This window comes from Streptomyces sp. NPDC030798, from assembly GCF_055572275.1.
The window spans coordinates 334096-351051 of the sequence record NZ_JBVIDR010000004.1; the positions used below are offsets into that span (position 1 = coordinate 334096).

16 protein-coding genes are annotated in these 16956 nt (G+C 73.5%); 10 read left to right on the forward strand and 6 right to left on the reverse strand.

Annotated elements, in window-relative coordinates; genetic code table 11:
• Nucleotides 1-83: 83 nt before the first annotated feature.
• Together ACZ404_RS12120 and ACZ404_RS12125 are read right to left on the reverse strand one after the other, a co-directional pair.
• Nucleotides 84-533: a DUF6114 domain-containing protein gene (locus ACZ404_RS12120; protein ID WP_468438685.1), complete on the reverse strand. Its 450-nt coding sequence runs from the start codon at nt 531-533 to the stop codon at nt 84-86.
• Nucleotides 534-537: 4 nt separating this feature from the next.
• The gene (locus ACZ404_RS12125; protein ID WP_468438687.1) at nt 538-1236 is read right to left on the reverse strand and encodes a DUF6230 family protein; all 699 of its coding nucleotides are present in this window, start codon (nt 1234-1236) and stop codon (nt 538-540) included.
• 665 nt (nt 1237-1901) lie between these two features.
• Between ACZ404_RS12125 and ACZ404_RS12130 the strand changes: the two genes are divergently transcribed.
• The gene (locus tag ACZ404_RS12130) at nt 1902-2555 is read left to right on the forward strand and encodes a Tat pathway signal sequence domain protein (protein WP_468438689.1); all 654 of its coding nucleotides are present in this window, start codon (nt 1902-1904) and stop codon (nt 2553-2555) included.
• Between the two features lie 44 nt (nt 2556-2599).
• Here the strand turns inward: ACZ404_RS12130 and ACZ404_RS12135 are convergent, their stop codons facing one another.
• Nucleotides 2600-3529, reverse strand: a complete 930-nt coding sequence (locus ACZ404_RS12135; protein ID WP_468438691.1) for a lytic polysaccharide monooxygenase — start codon at nt 3527-3529, stop codon at nt 2600-2602.
• A 449-nt stretch (nt 3530-3978) separates the two neighbouring features.
• Here ACZ404_RS12135 and ACZ404_RS12140 point away from each other — a divergent pair, with 449 nt between their 5' ends.
• The 3 genes from ACZ404_RS12140 to cyc2 all read left to right on the forward strand — a co-directional run bounded on the left by ACZ404_RS12140 (nt 3979) and on the right by cyc2 (nt 8124).
• Nucleotides 3979-4626 (forward strand): ScbR family autoregulator-binding transcription factor, encoded by a 648-nt coding sequence (locus ACZ404_RS12140; protein WP_468438693.1) that lies wholly within the window; start codon nt 3979-3981, stop codon nt 4624-4626.
• A gap of 22 nt (nt 4627-4648) precedes the next feature.
• Nucleotides 4649-5836: a damage-control phosphatase ARMT1 family protein gene (locus ACZ404_RS12145; RefSeq protein WP_468438695.1), complete on the forward strand. Its 1188-nt coding sequence runs from the start codon at nt 4649-4651 to the stop codon at nt 5834-5836.
• A 128-nt stretch (nt 5837-5964) separates the two neighbouring features.
• Nucleotides 5965-8124 carry a germacradienol/geosmin synthase Cyc2 gene (gene cyc2 / locus ACZ404_RS12150; RefSeq protein ID WP_468438697.1) on the forward strand — a complete coding sequence of 720 codons (2160 nt, stop codon included), beginning with the start codon at nt 5965-5967 and terminating at the stop codon, nt 8122-8124.
• Between the two features lie 20 nt (nt 8125-8144).
• Here the strand turns inward: cyc2 and ACZ404_RS12155 are convergent, their stop codons facing one another.
• Nucleotides 8145-8864: a CTP synthase C-terminal region-related (seleno)protein gene (locus tag ACZ404_RS12155; RefSeq protein WP_468438699.1), complete on the reverse strand. Its 720-nt coding sequence runs from the start codon at nt 8862-8864 to the stop codon at nt 8145-8147.
• Nucleotides 8865-8995: 131 nt separating this feature from the next.
• Between ACZ404_RS12155 and ACZ404_RS12160 the strand changes: the two genes are divergently transcribed.
• Complete coding sequence (locus ACZ404_RS12160) at nt 8996-9874, forward strand: LysR family transcriptional regulator (protein WP_468438701.1); 879 nt, start codon at nt 8996-8998, stop codon at nt 9872-9874.
• 214 nt (nt 9875-10088) lie between these two features.
• Here the strand turns inward: ACZ404_RS12160 and ACZ404_RS12165 are convergent, their stop codons facing one another.
• Nucleotides 10089-10706, reverse strand: coding sequence for a TOPRIM nucleotidyl transferase/hydrolase domain-containing protein (locus ACZ404_RS12165; RefSeq protein ID WP_468438703.1), 618 nt, complete (start codon nt 10704-10706; stop codon nt 10089-10091).
• 179 nt (nt 10707-10885) lie between these two features.
• Here ACZ404_RS12165 and ACZ404_RS12170 point away from each other — a divergent pair, with 179 nt between their 5' ends.
• From ACZ404_RS12170 to ACZ404_RS12180, 3 genes are all read left to right on the forward strand, one after another.
• On the forward strand, nt 10886-11449 hold the full coding sequence (locus ACZ404_RS12170) for a PDZ domain-containing protein (RefSeq protein WP_468438705.1): 564 nt from the start codon (nt 10886-10888) through the stop codon (nt 11447-11449).
• 240 nt (nt 11450-11689) lie between these two features.
• On the forward strand, nt 11690-12817 hold the full coding sequence (locus tag ACZ404_RS12175) for an aminopeptidase P family protein (protein WP_468438707.1): 1128 nt from the start codon (nt 11690-11692) through the stop codon (nt 12815-12817).
• Between the two features lie 52 nt (nt 12818-12869).
• Nucleotides 12870-13841, forward strand: coding sequence for an aminoglycoside phosphotransferase family protein (locus tag ACZ404_RS12180; protein WP_468438709.1), 972 nt, complete (start codon nt 12870-12872; stop codon nt 13839-13841).
• 21 nt (nt 13842-13862) lie between these two features.
• Here the strand turns inward: ACZ404_RS12180 and treZ are convergent, their stop codons facing one another.
• On the reverse strand, nt 13863-15608 hold the full coding sequence (gene treZ, locus ACZ404_RS12185; protein ID WP_468438711.1) for a malto-oligosyltrehalose trehalohydrolase: 1746 nt from the start codon (nt 15606-15608) through the stop codon (nt 13863-13865).
• Between the two features lie 174 nt (nt 15609-15782).
• Between treZ and ACZ404_RS12190 the strand changes: the two genes are divergently transcribed.
• The gene (locus tag ACZ404_RS12190; RefSeq protein WP_468438713.1) at nt 15783-16343 is read left to right on the forward strand and encodes an FHA domain-containing protein; all 561 of its coding nucleotides are present in this window, start codon (nt 15783-15785) and stop codon (nt 16341-16343) included.
• 76 nt (nt 16344-16419) lie between these two features.
• On the forward strand, nt 16420-16836 hold the full coding sequence (locus tag ACZ404_RS12195) for an SSI family serine proteinase inhibitor (protein ID WP_468438715.1): 417 nt from the start codon (nt 16420-16422) through the stop codon (nt 16834-16836).
• Nucleotides 16837-16956: the final 120 nt, after the last annotated feature.

Sequence of the window (16956 nt, forward strand, 5' to 3'; positions counted from 1 at the left end):
GGTCGAGGTGTCGAGCATGCCCTCGTCCTGGCCCCTGCCACTCGCCGCGGTGGCGAAGGTCTCTGGGGAGGGCCGGGGGAAGGTCAGGCCGGTTCGCCCGCGCCGTCCGGCAGGCTCTGGGCCGCGGCCCGGGCCTCCTTGCGGCGTCGGCGGCGGCTCACCCGGGGCTCTTGGTCGGGGAGCCAGCCGAAGGCGAGGACGCTGCCGACGGCGCCCAGCAGCAGGCCGACGAAGAAGCCGCCCAGGTTGGAGGTGAGCCAGCTGCCCAGGGACAGCAGGATGCCGGTGATGGAGTAGAAGAGGCGCTGGCTGGGGTTGAAGAGGATCAGCAGGCCCAGGATCAGCATGAGCGTGGGCAGCAGATAGCCGGCCAGGCCCTGCATGCCGATGTGCAGCACGACCTTCAGCGAGGCCTTCTCCGTGAGCAGGATCCAGCCGCCGCCGAGGGCCAGCAGCAGCCCGCCCCAGAACGGCCGGCGGGCCCGCCATGCGCGGAAGGCGGGCCTCAGTCCCTGGCGTGGACGTTCCGGCATCGGTTCAGCAGCCCTTGTCGCTGAAGCCCAGCTTGAGCCCCGGCAGCCTGAACACACCCGCCGTGGTGGCGTAGTTGGTCTGCCGCAGGTTGGCGATGTGCACCGTGTCGGCCTGCTGGCTGAAGACGCCGATCGGACCCTTCACGCCCGCCTTGGTCAGCGTGCTGGCGTCGTTGCCGATCTCGATGTTGTCGAACGCCGCGTCACCCGACAGCTCGGTGGAGTCGGTCGTCAGGTCGGTGGCGGTCACCTTCTGTGCGCCACCGCCCGCCGTGATGAGCAGGTTGGTGCCGCCGAGGTCGACGCTCTGGCACAGCTTGGTGAGCGTGGCGTTCTTGATGGCGGAGGTGACGACCAGCTCCTGGCCGCCGGTGTCACCGGCGTTGGGGCTGCCGTCCGCCATGTTGTCGAGCGCGCCGAACTGCTCGAACCCGGTGCCGTTCAGCTCCGTCGCCGTGACCGTGAACGGCATGCCGGAGATGGCGAACTGCACACCCAGCGCGCCCTCCGCGGTCAGCACCGCGAGACCCGCGGCGACCAGGGTGGCGGGCACCGCCATGATCGCGGCGCGGCGCAGCCGGACCCGTCCCCGTCTGTCGCCGCCGACGGCGGCCCCGGATATGGCTGAGGCGTCGGAGGGCGAACCGCTGCCCGGGTTCTCGGGGGTGTTGTCGGCGGACGAGAGGTCCGGGGACGTGGCCATGTCTGCTCCCATGGGGCATAGATCAAATGCGGAGTTGGGCTTCAGTGGCACGTTGTCCTGGCGCGGACAGCGGCTGTCGCGCACGCCTCCTCGCACTCCCGGTGGATGCAAGGGCTTTCTCGTTACGCGGCAGTAGCCTGCGAGGAAGTTACCGCCGGTTACATTGGGGGGTCAAGGGAGATGTGAAAATACCGTGTCGGAACTGCGCGGACCCCGGCGCACGCAGTCGCAAGGGGTGCACCGCCCCCTGATTCAAGGCGCCAACTCCCTTGCAGTGCCTTGACGCTGATGGTTGATCAGGTCTACAACTCTCCCTGGTTTCCCCCGGATCCGTGGCGCCGGATCCGCCGAGCGGCATCGGCCGCGTTCCCGGCTCCTTCTTCAGCCCCTGCAGCAACCGCTCGCATCCGCGGCTCCGCACGGCCGCTCCCCCCTCGGCCCGTGCCCGGGCCGCCCCTGTCCGGCCCGGCCGGAGGCCTTCCCCCGAGGCCTGCGGCCGGTGCCCGGCCGGCCGCCGCCGGTCCGTCACGTACGGAGAAGGCGTCACGGACCGGCGGCGGCTGCGCCCCCCTTTTTTCTTCCCTCGCCACCGACCCCCGCCCCCACTCCCACAGACCCCCCACTCCAGAAGAGTTGTCCCCCCACCTCACGAAAGAGGCACCCCCATGCGTACGCGATCCTTCCTCGCCCTCGCCGGCACCGTCACCGCGCTCACCGTCGCCGCGGCCGTCCCCGCCTCCGCGGACGGCAGCGCGGTCCTGACCACGGGCGGCGTCGGCGGCACCGCGGTCGCGGTCGGCGACACCGTGACGGCGCCGCTGGCCACTGGCACGACCGCCACCCTGTACTCCAGCGCGACCGGCACCAGCGGGGTCAGCTGCACGTCCTCCCAGTTCACCGCCACGGTCACCGGCAACCCGGACGCCCCGGGCGCCGCCTCCGAGTCGGTCACCGGGCACACCTTCGACCCCAGCAGCTGCACCAGCAACGTCTTCGGCGTCACCGGCGTCAGCAGCATCACGGTCGACAACCTGCCGTACACCGCGACGGTCGCCTCCGACGGCACCCTCACCGTCTCGGCGGCCAGTGGCTCCACGATCCAGACCACGGTCAAGCTGCGCACGCTGCTGGGCAGCATCACCTGCGTCTACCAGGCGTCGAGCCTGACCGGCAAGGCCGACAACGCCGACAACAGCATCAGCTTCACCAACCAGCAGTTCACCAAGGTCTCCGGTTCGTCGCTGTGCTTCGCCAACGGCTACTTCACCGCCAAGTACGCCCCGGTCAGCGACTCCGGTGCCCCGGTCTTCGTCAACTGACGTCCGTGGCAAGGGTGTCCGGCTGACGCTCGGACCACCCGCGTTCACCGTCCACGAAGACGCAGGACCAGGGCGGCGCCCCCGCTGAGCACCAGCACCGCGGCGGCGCCGCCCGCCAGCAACGTGGCCGAGGGGCCCGACTCCGGGCGGGTCCTCTCGGCCACCGGCGTGCCGGCGTCGGAGGGGCCGGCTCCGGTCGACGCCCGAGGGCTCTGCTTCGGGCCGGCACCGGTCGGCGCGGGAGCCGGGGTCCGCTTCGCCGGCTGCGCGGGCGAAGCGGCACCGGGGGGTGCGGCGGTCGCCGTCCGCGGCGCCTCCGCCGCGCCCGCACCCGTCCTGGAGAACACCACGTCGGAACACGAGTAGTAGGTGTCCGGCGTGCTGCTGTTCTGCCAGATCGTGTAGAGCACCTGACGGCCCGTCCGGTCCTTCGGCAGGGTCGCCCGGATGTGGTACGCCCCATTCGTCAGCGGCGGGTCCTCGACCTCCGCGAACGGCCGCGCGGGCAGGTCGGACCAGCGCAGGGGCTTCGCCGGGTCGTAGCCCGGCCTGGTGAGGTACAGCCGGAACGTGCCCGTGTGCGCGATCGTCGAGGCGTACGTCATCGTCAGCCGGCCGCCCGGGGTCAGCCGCGTCGCCGGCCAGTCCCGCCGGGCCAGATCGAGGCCCCGGTACGCGGGCAGGTTCCCGCTGCACAGCCTGCCGTCCGGGATCACCTGCCGGTCGCGCCCCGCCACACCCGCCACGCGCAGGTTGTCCCACGCGGTGAAGGGGGCGCCGTTCGCGGAGACGGCCGCCCTGCACGCCGCAGAACGGTTGGCGCTGCCGCCCTCGGGGGAGCAGGCGTAGACCCGGCTGACCGGGTCCGTGGGGGCTCCGTGCGCCTGGGCAGACCCCGCCGCCCACGACAGGAGCAGGAGGGGTGCCGCCGCAGCGGCCGCCGTGACGCTCAGGCGGGCGGTCATCCGAGTCATCCGGGACGTCTCCTCGGCAGGCGCGGGAACGGGGTCTGCGGCATCCAGTACGAGCCACTCCACCGCCGCGTTCAAGCGGCCCCGGTCCGGAGGGCCTGATCACCGACCGCTGCGGCTGTTTTCGCGAGCCGGCCGGAGCCACCGCCGAGCTGCCCCCGGCCGCGATCCCGGCGCGCACCGTGTCCCTCGTCACGACCCGGTCAACCATCCGGCATTCGCGGTCGCTTGGCTTTCGGAAACATTCAGAAGCCGTCGAAATAGCGCATTCCGTCGTCATCCATTTGCATTGGGCGAAGCTTCGTGCCGGGTGCGGTGGGGTGTCCGGGGCCGGTGCGGAAAATCGAACGCCCCCCACCCGACTCCCGTTGCCGCTCGGTGAGTTATCGTATGCGCGGGGTCAAAACAAACCGCGTGTCCCGTTCGGTAGAGCCGCGAGGAGGGGTCAGTCGATGGCGAGGCAGTTACGAGCCGAGCAGACCCGGGCGACGATCATCACGGCAGCCGCCGATCTGTTCGACCGGCGGGGTTACGAGTCCACGAGCCTGAGCGACATCGTCGGCCATGCGAAGGTCACCAAGGGTGCGCTCTACTTCCACTTCGCCGCCAAGGAGGACCTGGCCCACGCCATCCTGGAACTCCAGGCCAAGGCGGCGCAGCAGGTCGTGACCGACATCGAGGGCCGGGGCTACTCCTCGCTGGAGTCCCTGATGCGCACCACGTTCGCCGTCGCCCGGCTCGCCGTGGACGACCCGGTGCCGCGCGCCGGACTCCGGCTAGCGACCGCCGACGTCGCCGTACGGCCGCCGCTGCGGCATCCGTTCACCGAGTGGCTGGAATTCGCCACCCGCAAGTTCAGCGGTGCCGTCAAGGAGGCCGACGTGCACGCCGAGACCGACATCGTCGCCGTCGCCCACTCCCTTGTCTGCTTCTTCGTGGGCACCCGCGTCGCCGGCCGCTCCCTGGAACCGGTCGGACGGCTGCCCCGCAGGGTCGCCGAGATGTGGCACCTCATGGTGCGGGGCCTGGTGCCGGTGCACCGCCGCCCCCGCTATCTGACCCTCGCCACCCAGCTGGAGCGGGAGATCAGAGCCGGCTGACCCGCGCGGTACGGTGACGGACATGCCCGACACCCCCGCCGCGCCCGTGATCCTCGGCAACGCACCCGGCTCGTTCCCGCACAGCGTGCTGGCCGAGCGGCATCCCGCGATCATCCGGCAGGTCCGGGACGCCTTCCCGTACGGCCCCGAGCAGCACCGCGCACTGGACGAGCTGCTGAAAAGTTGCACCGAAGGCGTGATCGAACCGCTGCCCGAGGACGCGGCCGACCTCGGCCACTGGCGCGCCTGGGGGCTGGACGACCAGGCCGGGCGGTCCTGGTTCGACGTGCCGTGGCTGTGGTCCGAGAGCTACTTCTACCGCCGGCTGCTGGCGGCCACCGGCTACTTCGGCCCGGGCGCCTGGCAGGGCATCGACCCCTTCCGCCCGTTCAAACGCGCGGAACTCGACGCGCCCGAGACCGACGAGGAACTCGCCGTGCTCGACGCGCTCCAGGACCGGCCGGAGCCGGAGCGGGCCCGCGCCCTGCTGCACGGCTCGCTGTGGGGCAACCGCGCCGACCTCGGTTTCCGCCTCTCCGCCGCCGGCGCCGAGGCCGCCGAACCGGTGCCGGGGCTGGTCGCCGACGACAGCGAGACCCTGTGGTCGCTGCTGGAGCCGTCCGGCACCGGCACCCTGGTCCTGGTCGCGGACAACGCCGGCCGCGAACTCGTCCCCGACCTGCTGCTGATCGCCCACCTGCTCGGCGAGGGCCGGATCGGCCGGGCGGTGCTGCACGTCAAGCCGTACCCGTACTACGTCTCCGACGCCACGACCGCCGACGTGGTCGACGCCCTGCGGCGCCTGACCGCGGCGCCGGGCGCGGCCGCCGGGTACGGGCGCGTGCTGTGGGCGGCCATGGCCGACGGGCGCCTCACCGTCCGTGCCCACCCCTTCTCCTGTGCCCCGCTGCCGTACGCCGACCAGCCCGACGACCTGCGGGCCGAGTTCGCCTCGGCCACGCTGACCGTCTTCAAGGGCGACCTCAACTACCGCCGCCTCGTGGGCGACCGGCTGTGGCCGCCCACCGCGTCCTTCCAGGACGCCACCGCGGGCTTCCCCGGGCCGGTCGCCGCGCTGCGCACCCTGAAGTCCGACGTGATCACCGGCCTGACCGCGGTCACCGAGGCGGCGCTGATCGCGGCGGAGGGGCAGCGCTGGCGCACGGGCGGGACGCATGCGCTGATCCAGGTGAACGCGGCTACCGCGTAGGCACCCCGGCCGTGGGGCCAACGATGCCCGGCGCCACGGGAGTTCCCCGTTCGGGGGCGGTTCACGCGATGGTGTGATCATGCGCTTCGCGGCGGATGGCGCCCGCAGGCCCCGGGTAGGGCCCGGGCATGACGCAGCCGTTCGAACTCCCGCACTTCTACATGCCGTATCCCGCGCGGCTCAATCCCCATGTCGACGAGGCGCGGGCGCACTCGACGGCGTGGGCGCGCGAGATGGGCATGCTGGAGGGTTCCGGGATCTGGGACCAGGCCGACCTGGAGGCGCACGACTACGGTCTCCTGTGCGCCTGCACCCACCCCGACTGCGACGGACCGGCACTTTCCCTGATCACCGACTGGTACGTGTGGGTGTTCTTCTTCGACGACCACTTCCTGGACATGTACAAGCGCACCCAGGACCGCGCCGCCGGCAAGGCGCACCTGGACCGCCTGCCGCTGTTCATGCCGCTCGACCTCGCGACCGCCGTGCCGGAGCCGCAGAACCCGGTCGAGGCGGGCCTGAAGGACCTCTGGGCGCGCACGGTGCCGTCGATGTCCGCCGACTGGCGCCGGCGCTTCTCCGTCGCCACCGAGCATCTGCTCAACGAGTCGATGTGGGAGCTGTCCAACATCAACGAGGGGCGGATCGCCAACCCCGTCGAGTACATCGAGATGCGCCGCAAGGTCGGCGGCGCCCCCTGGTCGGCCGGGCTGGTGGAGTACGCCACGGCGGAGGTGCCCGCCGCCGTGGCCGGGACCCGGCCGCTGCGGGTGCTCATGGAGACGTTCGCCGACGCGGTCCACCTGCGCAACGACCTCTTCTCCTACCAGCGCGAGGTCGAGGACGAGGGCGAGAACAGCAACGGCGTCCTGGTCCTGGAGACCTTCTTCGGCTGCACCACCCAGGAGGCCGCCGAGACCGTGAACGACATCCTCACCTCCCGGCTGCACCAGTTCGAGCACACGGCGCTCACCGAGGTACCCGCCGTCGCCGTGGAACAGGGCCTGCGGCCCGACGAGATCGCCGCGGTGGCCGCCTACACCAAGGGGCTCCAGGACTGGCAGTCCGGCGGCCACGAGTGGCACCTGCGCTCCAGCCGGTACATGAACCAGGGCGCCCGCTCCAGCTCCCCCTGGCAGCTGCCGAGCGGCCCCGGGACCTCCGCCGCCGATGTCGGCGCCCTGCTCGCCTCGGCCGCCGCGGAGCGCCTGCGGGCGTACACGCATCTGCCGTTCCAGAAGGTCGGCCCGTCCCGGCTGCCCGACTTCCCGATGCCGTACGCCCTGGAGCTGAGCCCACACCTGGAGCGCGCCCGCGGCAACCTGCTGGCCTGGTCGCACCGCATGGGCATCCTCCGGGAGGGCGTCTGGGACGAGGACAAGCTCGCCGCCTACGACCTCGCGCTCTGCTCCGCCGGCCTCGACCCGGACGCCACCCCGGAGGCCCTGGACCTCAGCGCCCAGTGGCTCGCCTGGGGCACGTACGGCGACGACTACTACCCGCTGGTGTACGGCCACCGCCGCGATCTGGCCGCCGCCCGCCTGACCACCGCGCGGCTCTCCGCGTGCATGAGCGTCGAGGGCGGCCCGGCCGTCGTCCCCGCCGACGCCATGGAGCGCGCACTCGTCGACCTGTGGACGCGGACGACCGCCGGCATGGACGGCGACCAGCGGCGCACCCTCAAGCGGGCCGTCGACACGATGACCGAGAGCTGGGTGTGGGAGCTGTCCAACCAGCTCCAGAACCGCATCCCCGACCCGGTCGACTACCTGGAGATGCGCCGCGCCACCTTCGGCTCCGACCTCACCCTGCGCCTGTGCCGCTTGGGCCGGGGCCCGGCGATCCCGCCGGAGGTCTACCGCAGCGGCCCGGTGCGCTCCCTCGAGAACGCAGCGACCGACTACGCCTGCCTCCTCAACGACGTCTTCTCGTACCAGAAGGAGATCGAGTACGAGGGCGAGATGCACAACGCCGTCCTCGTCGTGCAGAACTTCTTCGGGGCGGACTACCCGACCGCGCTCGGCATCGTCCACGACCTGATGACGCAGCGGATGGAACAGTTCGAGCACGTCGTCGCGCACGAACTGCCCCGGCTGTACGACGACTTGCAGCTTTCGGCAAAGGCCCGCGCGGCCATGGCCGACTACGTTCTGGACCTGCAGAACTGGCTGGCGGGCATCCTCAACTGGCACCGGAGCGTCGACCGCTACAAGGCCGAGTGGCTCGGCCGCCGCTCCCACGGCTTCCTGCCCGGCCGGTGCCCGGCACCGGTACGGCCGGCCGGCTGACCCTCTCCGGCTGCCGCCGCTCAGGCCGACTGGTCCACCCGCGCGGCGTGTTCGGCCGCCGCGCGGGCCAACGCCCGTACCACGGGGTGCGGGCGCGAACCGTCGCCGGACAGCTCCGGCTGGAAGAGGGTGGCGAGGAAGAAGGGGTGGTCCGGGAGCTCGGCGACCCGGACCTGCCCGTCCTCGTCGTGCCCGGAGAACCGCAGGCCGTGCGCGCGCAGCGTGTCGAGGTGGCGCGCGGGACCGTAGGCGCAGTAGTAGCGCTCGACGGTGCGTGCCGAACCGAGCACCGCGTGGGCCAGCGAGCCCGGTTCGAGGAGCACAGCGGTCTGGTGCCCCAGCAGGGAGCAGGCCAGCGGCTCGATGAGCGGGTCCTCGGCGTCCGGGTCGTTCTCGGCGTGCGCGGCCCGGGTCAGACCGCACACGTTGCGGGCGAACTCCAGCAGCGCGTGCTGGAAGCCGCCGCACGTGCCGAGGTACGGGATGCCCTCCTCGCGCGCGGTGCGGATGGCCGCGAGGACGCCGGCCTCGCTGCGGTACGGGCTGCCGGGCAGTACCCACACCGCGTCGAAGCCCCGCACCGCGCCCTCGGCCCCGGCCTCCTCGGACGGGATCCAGTAGGCGTCCAGGACCAGCCGGTCGCGTTCGGCGAGGGCGTTCAGCAGCAGCGGGATGCGGGTGTGCGAGACAACGGTGGGGGAGCGGTCCCCGACGAGGGCGATTGTGGCGGTGTGGGTCATGGGTTCATCCTCGAAGGCGCCGCGGCTTCACGTCCAACGATGATTCCTGCACGCTCGATAAGCACTGCTGATGATCCGGGGCGGCGGGGCCGGGCTGCGGACAGGCTGATGCACCGGGCCGAGGGGTTGGCATGCTGTCCGCCATGGACCCGCACCTGCTGCGCACCTACGTCACCGTGGCCCGGCTCGCCTCCTTCTCGGACGCCGCACGCCACCTGGGCTACACCCAGTCCGCCGTCTCCCAGCACATCGCCGCCCTCGAACAGGACCTCGGCGCGCCCCTGCTCACCCGGCGGCCCGTCACGCCCACCGCGGCCGGCGAACGCCTGCTGGAACACGCGGGTCCGCTGCTCCTGCGCCTCGACGCGGCCCGCGCCGAGGTGGTCCGCCTGGCCGCCGCGCCCGCGCACGGCCTGACCCTCGCCACCACGCCGACCGCGCTCGGCCCCACCGTCCTGCGCGCCCTCCCGCCCGCCGGCGTGACCCTGTGCGTCCTCGCCCGGGACGAGATCCCGGCCGCCGTCGCCACCGGCACCGCCGACCTCGGCCTGGTCGACGGCCTCGCCGCCCCCAGCGACCCGCTGCGGCTGCCCGACGTGGCACCGCTGACCACGCACGGCGTCGCCGAGGAGCCGGTCAGCGTGCTGCTGCCCGCCGGTCACCCCCTGGCCCGCCGCACCGGCCTGCGCCTGGACGACCTCGCCGACGCCCGCTGGCTGGACGCGCCCGACGCGGGCCTGCCCCTCGCCCACCTGCGCGCCGCCACCGCCGGCGGCGCCTTCCGGCCCTCCCTCCGCTACGAGGGCACCGACCTGCGCACCCTCACCGCTCTCACCGCCACCGGCCACGGCCTCACCCTGCTCCCCCGCTCGGCCACCGACGCCGCACCCGGCACGACCGCCGTCCCCCTCACGGCACCCCGCGTGGTCCACCGCACCGAACTCCTGCACGCCGGGACGCCGAGGGGCGCGGCGGCGGACCTGGCCGCGGCGCTGCTGGGAGCGCCGTGAGGGCGCCGCGCCCGCGGAAGCCGTCCTCGCCGTCCTCGCCCTCCTCGCCCAGGCGGAGCCCCGGGCAGTCCGGGGCGCCGTAGGCCGGCCGCACCTGCTGCGAGCAGGGCGACCGCACCCCACAGCAGCGGCAACAGGAACAGGACGAGGAGCACGGGTCGTCACCTCATCGGATCACCCTGAGCGGGGTTCCTCGGCGGCGGGCCCGTGCGCGTCAGAGGCTGGAGAGCAGGCCGTCGAGCGGGGGTGGAACGCGGTCGGGGGCGAGGGCCTCGACGAGGACGCGGCCGTAGCGGATCTTGCGTCCCTTCTTGGTGCCGAAGAAGCGCCTGAACTGCTGCTGCGGGGTGCGGCCCTGCTGTGCGGGCTGGCGCAGGAAGGTCCGCAGGGCACGCAGCTCGCCCTCCTCCCGGACCAGCTCCGCCACCCGCGTCACGCCCAACGCGCGAATGAGCTCGTCCTCCAGGTCCGCCGCGCAGACGAAGAAGCCGTGCGGCGCCGCACCGGCCCGCTCGAAGCCACGGGCGTAGTAGGGGCGCTCCGCCTCGTCGCACAGTCCCGCGAGGCGCAGACCCAGGCCCGGTGACCCGAGGAGCCCGGCGTAGCGCCCGACGCTCATCGCACCGCCGATCGACAGGACGCAGATTCCTTCGGCGGCCAGGTTCCGGCCGCGACGCTCCGCCAGCGCGTCGACCGCCGCGACGTCGCTCAGCCCTTCGAGCAGGACGGCCGCCCGGACCGACAGCCGCTCGGCCAGCTCGTACACCGGGGCGCCGGGGCCACCCGCCGCCCACGCGGTGACCGCCTCCCGGAACACCCCCATGTCAGCCATGAGGCGAGTCTCGTCCGGCTCCGGCCCCAGCGCGAGGGAATTACCGCCGGTGCGCCGATCTGCGGGCAGCGGACGGGGCCCGGGCCATACCCCGCGCCACCCTCCGGCCAGTCTCACTCGTTCGTGTCTCGTCGCGGACCCGTACCCCGGGTAGAGCACCAGCCGGAGGCGAGCGAACCATGGAACACACTGCGTTGCGGCCCAAGCCGATGCCCGGACAGGAACGGCGGGAGGGCGGCGCCCCCGGGCCCGCCCGGCGGCCGCACGCCGCGCGCCGGCGCGGCCGGCGGATCAGGACCCTGCTGTTCGGCGTGGTCACCGGCACCGTCCTGGTGCTCTGCGGGGTCGGGCTCGGCACGGTCGGCGCCACCGTGATCGGCATGAGCAGGCTGGCCGAGCTGCGCGGTCAGGCCCCGGCGGACTCACCCTCGGCCGGGCCCGGCCCCTCCGCGTCCCCGCGCCCCGCCGAGGTCCGGACCGGCGCGACGCTGGGCGTGGAGGCCGTCGACGCCGAGAAGGCGGGCGCGCAGGTGGTCGGCGTGCACGTACCCGGCCCCGGCTATGCGGCCGGCCTGGTCCGGGGCGACGTCCTGCTCCAGTTCGGCACCACCCGCATCGACCGGGCCGCCGACCTCGCCCGCGCCGTCGCCCACGTCCGCCCCGGCACCCCGGTGACCCTCACGGTCCGCCACCGCAGCGGCGGCTACCAGCAGCTGACGGTGATTCCGGGCGTGGTGATCTGAGGGGCATCGCCCCAGGTACCGGCCGTCCCCTGCCCCACACCTCGAAAGCCGGTCCCGGGTTTCGCGAAACTCGCTGGTCGCGCCCCAGGGCGCGCGCCATGATGGGGCCGTGTCGAGGTCGAGGCGCGTGGGCCGGGTCCGCGGGAGCGGGCGATCGGCTCGCATGGGCCTGCCCGGACCGGCAGGATGCTGCCCGAGACCGCTTCGACCCGTACCCTCGACCCCTGCTCGGAGGCCCGGATGACCGGCAGTACGCCCGCGCCCTTCACCGCCGACGACTACCGGGCCCGGATGGAGCGCGCCGCGCGCTCCGCCGCCGACGCCGGTCTCGCGGGACTGCTCGTCGCCCCGGGTCCCGACCTGGTGTGGCTGACCGGCTACGCGCCGACCGCGGTCACCGAACGGCTCACCCTCCTCGTCCTGACCCCCGGCCACGACCCGGTGCTCGTCGTGCCCACCCTCGAGGCCCCCGACGCCGAGCAGGCGGCCGGGGCCCCCGCGCTCACCCTGCGTGACTGGACCGACGGCAAGGACCCCTACGCCGTCACCGCCGCCCTCCTCGACACGCGCGGCCGCTTCGGCATCAGCGACAACACCTGGGCCATGCACCTGCTGGGCCTCCAGCGGTCCCTGCCCGACACCTCCTACGCCTCCCTCACCGACGCCCTGCCCATGCTGCGCGCCGTCAAGGACGCGGCCGAACTGGAGCTCCTCGCGGCTGCGGGCGCCGCCGCGGACGCGGCGTTCGAGGAGATCCGGAAGGTTCCCTTCGCCGGCCGCCGCGAGTCCGACGTCGGCCACGACCTCGCCGCCCTGCTGCGCCGCTTCGGCCACTCCCAGGTCGACTTCACCATCGTCGGCTCCGGCCCCAACGGCGCCAACCCGCACCACGAGGTCGGCGACCGCGTCATCCAGGACGGCGACATGGTCGTCCTCGACTTCGGCGGCCTGAAGGACGGCTACGGCTCCGACACCACCCGCACCGTCCACGTCGGCGAGCCGACCGCGCAGGAGCGCCGGGTCCACGACATCGTGCGCGCGGCCCAGGAGGCCGGCTTCCGGGCCGTACGGCCGGGGGTCGCCTGCCAGGAGGTCGACCGGGCCGCCCGCGGGGTCATCAGCGACGCCGGGTACGGCGCGTACTTCATCCACCGCACGGGGCACGGCATCGGCGTCACCACGCACGAGCCGCCGTACATGATCGAGGGTGAGGAGCGGCCCCTCGTCCCCGGGATGTGCTTCTCCGTGGAGCCCGGCATCTACCTGCCCGGCCGCTTCGGGGTGCGCATCGAGGACATCGTCACGGTGACGCAGGACGGCGGCCGCCGTCTCAACAACACCACCCGTGAGATGGTCATAGTGGACTGAAAGGCCCAGGAGACACCCACCTCGACATACCGGAACGGCTACGGCGCGACCCATGACCCAGGCACCGACCCCCACCGCGGACACCGTCCGCAGACTGGTCCGTTCGCTGCTCAACGAGGGCACCGGCGGCACCGCGGGACCCGACGTCCGGCCCGTCCGGGAAGGGCACGAGCACACCTGGTGGGTCGGCACCCGCCACGTGCTGCGCCTCGCCCCCGACCGTGACGCCTCCGCCCGCCGCCGCCGGGAGCTGCGCCTGCGCGACCTGGTCCGCCCGCACGTGTCCGTCTCCGTCCCGACCAGCGTCGCCCACGGCGACTGGGCCCCGGGGCTCGCCTACACCCTCGACACCAAGGTGGCGGGCGGCACCGCCGACGAGCACGACGTCTCCGCCGTCGGCGAGGCCGACCTCGCGGGGCTGCTCAGCGGGCTGCGCGCGGTGCCCGTACGGCAGGTCGAGGCGCTCGGCGTGCCGCGCAGCGCGCCGCGCTCCCTGGAGGCGCTGCGCCGCATGGCCGTGCACGCGGCCGAACGGCTCGCCGCCGCCGACGAGTTCGACGCCGCCCGGCTGCGCCAGCTCACCCCGCCGGGCGCGGCCCAGCTCGCCGCGCAGGCCGGCACCGCCGTCCTCACCCACCACGGGCTCACCGGGGAGCACGTGGTGGTCAGCGCCGACGGGCGGGTGCGCGGCATCCTCGACTGGACCCGGGCGGCCCTGGGCGACCCCGCCGAGGACATCGCCGGACTCGCCGTAGCCGTCGGCTCCCCGGCCGCCGTGCGCGCCGCCACCCTCGCCGGGTACGGCGCCCGCCCCTGTCTGCGCGGCCTGTGGCTCGCCCGCTGCGACACCGTCGTCCGCCTCACCGACCGCGTCGAGGGCCGCGCCCCCGGCTCCCTGCCCCTGCTCAGAAGCCAGCTGCGACGCGTCTGGGAGCCGATCCTGCTGGAACGGGTGACCGAGCTGAAGGAGGACGAGGGGGCAGAGGGCGCCGAGGGGGATGAAGGGGTGGCGGAGGAGCCGTAGGAGGTCTCGCAGGCCGGCCGCTCACGGCTGTACCAGCACCACGCACGACTCCCCGGGCACCTGCAGCAGACCGTCCGGGCCCGGGGGCTGCACCGGGTCCCAGGCCGCCAGGACCTCCGCGTGAGCGGTCCCCAGGGGGATGGACGCCGGTTCCTTGGCCAGGTTGACCGCCACCCGGACGTCCCCGCGCCGGAACGCCAGCCAGCGGGCCTCCTCGTCGTAGGCCACCTTGGTGTCCGCGAGGTCCGGGTCGGTGAGGTCCGGCTGCTCCCGGCGCAGGGCGATCAGCCGCCGGTACCAGTCCAGCACGCGCGCGTGGGGCTCGCGTTCCGGCTCGGACCAGTCCAGGCAGGACCGCTCCCGGGTCGCCGCATCCTGCGGGTCCGGTACGTCCTCCTCGGCCCAGCCGTGCTGCGCGAACTCCCGGCGCCGGCCCCGCCGCACCGCCTCCGCGAGCTCCGGGTCGGTGTGGTCGGTGAAGAACTGCCACGGCGTGCCGGCGGCCCACTCCTCGCCCATGAACAGCATCGGCGTGAACGGCGCGGTCAGCGTCAGTGTCGCCGCGCAGGCCAGCAGGCCGGGGGAGAGGAGCGCCGAAAGCCGGTCCCCCTGCGCCCGGTTGCCGATCTGGTCGTGGGTCTGGCTGTAGCCCAGCAGCCGGTGGCCGGCCACCCGTGCCCGGTCCAGCGGCCGGCCGTGGCTGCGGCCCCGGAAGCTGGAGTAGGTGCCGTCGTGGAAGTAGCCGCCGGTGAGCGTCTTGGCGAGCGAGGCGAGCGGCGCGCGCGCGAAGTCGGCGTAGTAGCCCTGGGACTCGCCGGTCAGCGCGGTGTGCAGCGCGTGGTGGAAGTCGTCGTTCCACTGCGCGTGCAGTCCGAGGCCGTGCTCCGCGCGCGGGGTGATGAACCGCGGGTTGTTCAGGTCGGACTCGGCGATCAGGGACAGCGGCCGGCCCAGCTCCTCGGCGAGGCCGTCCACGGCCGCCGACAGCTCTTCCAGGAAGTGGCACGCGCGCGTGTCGTACAGCGCGTGCACCGCGTCCAGCCGCAGCCCGTCGATCCGGTAGTCCCTGAGCCAGGCCAGCGCGCTGCCCCGCAGGAACGCGCGCACCTCGTCCGAGCCGGGCGCGTCCAGGTTGACCGCCGAGCCCCACGGCGTGGTGTGCGTGTCCGTGAAGTACGGCCCGAACAGCGGCAGATAGTTGCCCGACGGCCCCAAGTGGTTGTGCACGACGTCCAGGACGACGGCGAGGCCCAGTTCGTGGGCCCGGTCCACGAACCGTTTCAGCGCCTCGGGCCCGCCGTACGGCTCGTGCACCGCCCACAGCGACACGCCCTCGTACCCCCAGCCGTGCCGCCCCGGAAACGGGCACAGCGGCAGCAACTCCACGTGTGTCACGCCCAGTTCCACCAGGTGCTCCAGACGGGCCGCGGCCGCGTCCAGGGTGCCCTCGCGGGTGTACGTGCCCACGTGCAGCTCGTAGAGCACCGCGCCCGGCAGACCGCGCCCCGGCCACGTGGTACGCCACTCGTACCGCCCGTGGTCGACGACCGCGCTCAGGCCGTCCGGCCCGTCCGGCTGGCGGCGCGAGCGCGGGTCGGGCAGCACGGGACCGTCGTCCAGCGCGAACCCGTAGCGCGAGCCGTCCCCTGCCTCCGCCTCCCCCGACCACCAGCCGGCCCGCTCGGGGTCGCGCTCCAACGCGCGCGTGGCGCCGTCGCAATGGAGCGTCACTCGGTCTGCCTGCGGTGCCCACACCTCGAACTGCACGGACGGTTCCCCTTCGTCTGTTCACCGTGAGGTAGCCCGTCCATCGTGCCGCGAACCCGATCAATCCGCTTTCGAATCCGCCCTTTCCCGGCCGGTGTCGTGAACCCCACGCGCGCGGGGCACCGTTTCCGCCGTTTCTGGACACCGGGGGTTCACTGCCCGACAATCACGAGCGTGACGTCGTCCTTCGAGTTCCCCACGTACCCCGCGAGGCTGTCGGACGCGGAGCGCGACAAGGCGCTTCAGGTGCTGCGGGACGGCGTCGCCATGGGGCGGCTGTCGCACGACACCTTCGTGCGCCGCATGGAACTGGCCCTCGCCGCCCGCCGTGCCGACGAACTCGACGCCCTCACCGCCGATCTGCCCCGCGAGAACCGTTTCTCCCGGGCGGTGCTCGGCACGGTCGAGGCCGTCTCCGGGTTCACCGTGCGACTGCGCCGGGCCTGGCAGGCCGAGCGGCTGCCCAAGCTGCTGCTGCCGCACCCGGCGAGTGGCTACCCGCTGCGGATAGGCCGCGACGCGGCGAACGGGCTGCGGCTGAACCACGAGACGGTCTCGCGCGTGCACGCCGAACTGCGCCGGCAGGGTGGTATGTGGGTGCTCAGGGATCTCGGCTCGACCAACGGCACCACGGTCAACGGCCGCCGGGTGACCGGCGCCGTGGTCGTCCGGGAGGGCGACCAGGTCGGCTTCGGGCGGATCGCGTTCCGGCTGGCCGCGCACCGGAGCGAGTGACGCACCGGAACGTCCGAGTGTCCCGTTCGGGTGACGGGGGGTGAGGAAGGCGGGCCGCCGTGCCGATGTACCGGGCATGACGTACCTCACCCGAGCGACAGCGGCTGCCGGCACCCTGCTGGCCTGCGCCGGCCTCCTGGCCGCGGGCCCCGCCCAGGCGGCGTCCCGCACCATGCCTCCCAGCAACTGGCTCTACCTCAGCGTCACGCGCGGCGACCCGCAGACCGGCACGACGCAGGGCACGCTTCTGCAGTGCGACCCGCCGGTGGAAGACACGCGCGCGGCGGCGGCCTGCAACGAACTCGCGGCCGTCGGCGGGGACATCTCCCGCATGCCGCAGACGAAGAACGTGTTCTGTCCGATGATCTACGCACCCGTGACCGCCCGCGCCCGGGGGCTGTGGAACGGCCGTCCGGTGGACTACCAGGAGACGTACTCCAGCAAGTGCGTCATGAACGCCCGGACGGGTTCGGTCTTCACCCTGAACGACTGAACCGGGCCTCGGGACCCAGGGGGGGCGACGCAGGGGGCGTTCGTGGGCGGGGCCCGGCTGGTGCCGCGGCCTGGTCGGTGCCGCGGCCCGGCGGGTGACGCGGTCCGGGCTCGCGGTGCG